Annotated in this window: 1 protein-coding gene; it reads left to right on the forward strand. The window is 52.4% G+C overall.

Going from position 1 to position 4,891, the window contains the following annotated elements; genetic code table 11:
* The first annotated feature begins 199 nt into the window (after positions 1-199).
* Complete coding sequence (gltB, locus tag QUA50_RS01695; RefSeq protein ID WP_333267157.1) at positions 200-4,786, forward strand: glutamate synthase large subunit; 4,587 nt, start codon at positions 200-202, stop codon at positions 4,784-4,786.
* The last annotated feature ends 105 nt before the right edge of the window (positions 4,787-4,891 follow it).

Genomic DNA, 4,891 nt, shown 5'->3' on the forward strand with positions numbered 1-4,891 from the left:
GGCCGAAAAGCCTGTTGCTGACAATGGTGCAACATCTCAGGTTTAAATATTTTTTTACTCTGATATAAAAAGCTTGGATTTTTTGGGTGGCTCTACCCAATTGAGTAGATCCACATATAATACATGATACTAGAGCGATCGCCATCCCAGGCTCTACTCTAGATCGCAATATTTTCGTCACTTTGAGAGACACATCAAAATGAACCACAACGGACTGCCACAAAAGCAAGGCCTGTACGATCCGCAGTTCGAGCACGACGCTTGCGGAGTCGGATTCATCGTACACATGAAGGGTAACAAATCCCACGAAATTGTCGAGCAGGCACTGACAATCCTATTGAACCTCGACCACCGAGGCGCGTGCGGCTGCGAACCCAACACCGGAGACGGGGCGGGGATTTTAATGCAATTGCCCCACAAGTTTCTCCAGAAAGTAACGGCGGCCCTAAACATCGAACTTCCCGAAGCCGGCGAGTACGGCGTTGGCGCGATTTACTCATCGCCAAATCGAACTGAACGGGAAAACGGCAAACGCATTTTTGAGGAAATCGCCGCAGAAGAAGGCCAGGAAGTGCTCGGCTGGCGCGATGTTCCCACGGACAACTCGTCCCTGGGCGACACCGCCAAATCTAGCGAACCCTTCATGCAGCAAGTTTTCCTCCGGCGCGCTGCAGGTATTGACGAGGCGGCTTTCGAGCGGAAACTGTACGTCATCCGCAAACGGGCTCACAATGCGATTCGCAGGACTAACACAGACCCCTACTGGTACAATTCCACTCTCTCGTGCCGGACGATCGTCTACAAGGGTATGTTAATGCCGGTGCAAGTCGGCGATTACTATCCCGAACTGCACGACCCCGACATGGAAAGCGCTCTAGCCCTGGTTCACTCGCGCTTCAGCACGAATACTTTTCCGAGTTGGGAACGATCGCACCCTTACCGCTACATCGCCCACAACGGCGAAATTAACACGATGCGCGGCAACATTAACTGGATGCACGCGCGGCAATCGCTGTTCGAGTCGGAACTGTTCGGCGATGACTTAAAGAAAATCCCCAATTTAATCAATATCGAAGGCAGCGACTCGACGATTTTTGACAATGCTTTGGAATTGCTGAATTTGGCCGGGCGTTCTTTGCCGCACGCCGTAATGATGATGATTCCCGAACCTTGGACAGCCCACGAGTCCATGAGTGACGAGAAAAAAGCTTTCTACGAATACCATTCTTGCTTGATGGAACCTTGGGACGGCCCAGCTTCGATCGCATTTACCGACGGTACTTCGATCGGGGCCGTGCTCGATCGCAACGGTTTGCGCCCTTCCCGCTACTGCGTTACCAAAGACGACTTGGTAATTATGGCATCGGAAGCGGGAGTTTTGCCGATCGCGCCAGAACGAATTGTATCAAAAGGTCGCTTGCAACCGGGGCGGATGTTCCTGGTAAATACTGAGGAAGGCCGCATCGTCTCTGACGAGGAAATTAAACATCAAATTGCCTCGGAACACCCGTACCGCGAGTGGATCGACGAGCACATGGTCGAAATCGCCAAACTGAAAGATGCGCCGGCAGTAGCAGAATCCCACCCGGAAACATTATTGCAGCGGCAAATGGCCTTTGGCTACACCTTTGAAGAACTGCGGTTGCTGTTAGCGCCGATGGCGAAAGATGGCGTGGAAGCTGTCGGCGCGATGGGTGCGGATACGCCGCTGGCGGTGCTTTCCAACCGCCCAAAACTGCTTTACGAATACTTCCAGCAGTTGTTTGCTCAAGTTACCAATCCGCCGATCGATTCTATCCGCGAAGAAATTGTAACTTCTGCCGAAACTACGATCGGCGCTGAACGCAATTTGCTCAAACCAGAACCCGAAAGCTGTCATTTGATTGAACTGAAAACGCCTATTCTCAGCAATGAAGAATTAGCTAAGCTCAAACACGTAAATGAGGGCAATTTCCGGTCGATTACACTGCCGATTTTGTTTGACCCCAAAAGCGGGGTAAAAGGTCTTGAACAGGCTTTAGAAGAGGTTTTCGCAGCAGCAGACAGCGCGATCGCCTCCGGGGTGAATATCATCATTTTGAGCGATCGGGACATCAGTCCAGACAAAGCCCCAATTCCGGCACTGCTGGCAGTTGCGGGCCTGCACCACCACTTGATCCGCAAAGGTACGCGCACGCGGGCGGGACTCGTGCTCGAATCCGGCGAACCGAGGGAAGTGCATCACTTTGCGACACTAATTGGATATGGTTGTGGCGCGATTAATCCGTATTTGGCCTTTGAGACGATCGCCGATTCGATCCGCGAAGGATTGCTGCTAAATGTCGAGTACAAAACAGCTTGCAAAAACTACGTCAAAGCCGCTACTAAAGGTGTGACGAAAGTTGCCTCGAAAATTGGGATTTCCACAATTCAAAGTTATCGCGGCGCCCAGATTTTTGAGGCGATCGGCTTAAACAAATCCGTAGTCGATAAATACTTTGCTTGGACAGCCTCGCGGATTGAAGGGGTAGACCTCGAAGTCATCGCCCAAGAAGCAATTTTGCGCCATACTCACGCTTTCCCCGATCGCCCAGCCAGCGGACATACTCTCGATGTCGGCGGCGAATATCAGTGGCGGAAAGAAGGCGAGGCGCATTTGTTTAGTCCGCAGACAATTCACGCGCTGCAAAAGTCGGTGCGCGAGGGCAGTTATACGCTTTTCAAACAGTATTCTGGGCTGGTAAACGAACAAAACCAGCAGCATTTTACCTTGCGCGGTTTGTTGCAATTCAAGCAGCGGGAATCGATACCGATTGAGGAAGTTGAACCGATCGAATCTATTCTCAAACGCTTTAAAACAGGGGCGATGAGTTACGGTTCGATTTCTAAAGAAGCCCACGAATCTCTGGCGATCGCGATGAACCGCATTGGCGGCAAATCGAACACCGGTGAAGGCGGGGAAGACACGGAACGCTACACTTGGACGAACGATCGGGGCGACTCGAAAAACAGCGCGATCAAACAAGTTGCTTCCGGGCGTTTTGGCGTTACCAGCTTGTACCTTTCCCAAGCGCGGGAACTGCAAATCAAGATGGCGCAAGGCGCGAAACCCGGAGAAGGCGGACAGTTGCCCGGTAAAAAAGTATACCCGTGGATTGCCAAGGTGCGGAACTCGACTCCGGGTGTGGGTTTGATTTCGCCTCCTCCTCACCACGACATTTATTCGATCGAAGATTTGGCCGAATTGATTCACGACTTGAAAAATTCCAACCGGGAAGCGCGGATTAGCGTCAAACTCGTGTCGGAAGTTGGAGTCGGGACGATCGCGGCCGGGGTTGCGAAGGCCCACGCCGATGTCGTGTTGATTTCCGGCTACGACGGCGGAACCGGCGCTTCGCCGCAAACTTCGATCAAACACGCGGGATTACCTTGGGAATTGGGACTGGCGGAAACTCACCAGACTTTGGTACTCAACAATCTCCGCAGCCGGATTGTCGTGGAAACTGACGGTCAAATGAAAACCGGCCGCGATGTAGTAATTGCTGCACTCCTTGGCGCTGAGGAATTCGGTTTTGCGACTGCGCCGCTGGTGACTTTGGGCTGCATTATGATGCGCGTTTGCCACCTGAACACTTGCCCCGTGGGCGTAGCGACGCAAGACCCGCTGCTGCGGAAAAACTTTATCGGCGACCCCGATCACACGGTAAACTTTATGACCTTCGTCGCGCAGGAAGTCCGGGAAATTATGGCGCAGTTGGGCTTCCGCACGCTGAATGAAATGGTGGGGCGGACTGATGTTTTGGAAGCCAAACAAGCTGTGGAACACTGGAAGGCTAAGGGTTTGGATTTCTCGAAAATCCTTTACCAGCCGGAGGTTGGGGCGGATGTCGGGCGCTATTGCCAGATGGCGCAGGATCACGGGTTGGAAAAGTCCCTGGATATGACTGTGTTGTTGGATTTGTGCAAAGGTGCGATCGAAAACGGCGAAAAAGTCCACGCCAAACTGCCGATTACCAATGTCAACCGCGTTGTCGGCACAATTCTCGGCAACGAAATCACCAAACGCCACTGGGAAGGTTTGCCGGATGACACGGTGCACCTGCACTTCCAAGGCAGCGCCGGACAAAGCTTTGGCGCATTCGTGCCCAAGGGAGTCACCCTGGAGCTCGAAGGCGAAGCTAACGACTATTTGGGCAAGGGCCTCAGCGGCGGCAAAATCATCCTGTATCCGTCGCCAGCTTCTACCTTTGTCGCGGAAGAAAACGTGATTGTCGGTAACGTAGTGCTTTACGGCGCGACTGCTGGCGAGGTTTTCATCCGAGGGATGGCGGGCGAACGTTTTGGGGTGCGTAACTCCGGCGTGAATACAGTAGTTGAAGGTGTGGGCGATCACGGTTGCGAGTACATGACTGGCGGCAAAGTTGTAGTTTTGGGTGAAACCGGGCGCAATTTTGCTGCGGGTATGAGTGGCGGTGTTGCTTACATTTTGGATGAGGCGGGGGATTTTGCTACTCGCTGCAATATGTCGATGGTGGATTTGGAAAAATTGGAGGATGTTGAGGAAATTAGCGATTTGCGGCAGTTAATTCAGACTCATTTTGATTTGACTGGAAGTGCGAAGGCATCGAAGGTTTTGGCAAATTGGGATTCGATGTTGCCGGTGTTTGTGAAGGTGATGCCGAGGGATTATAAGCGGGTGTTGCAGGCTATTGAAAGGGCGATCGCATCGGGTTTAAGCGGTGATGATGCGCTGACGGCTGCATTTGAAGAAAACGCTCGCGATGTCGCCCGAATTGGGGGCAGTTAGTAAATCCAAGAAACCGGGTTTCTGCGATATTTTGGCATCTTACCGAGATTTAGGAAGAAACCCGGTTTCTGACTCCCGCGCACAGAGACCATAATCCAAGAAACC

The organism is Microcoleus sp. M2_D5 (genome assembly GCF_036701935.1).
In the GTDB taxonomy this organism is placed as follows: domain Bacteria; phylum Cyanobacteriota; class Cyanobacteriia; order Cyanobacteriales; family Microcoleaceae; genus Microcoleus.

What these genes read in the sequence shown, in the direction of transcription:
- gltB (WP_333267157.1), top strand. Translation starts at nt 200, where the DNA reads ATGAACCACAACGGACTGCCACAAAAGCAAGGCCTGTACGATCCGCAG.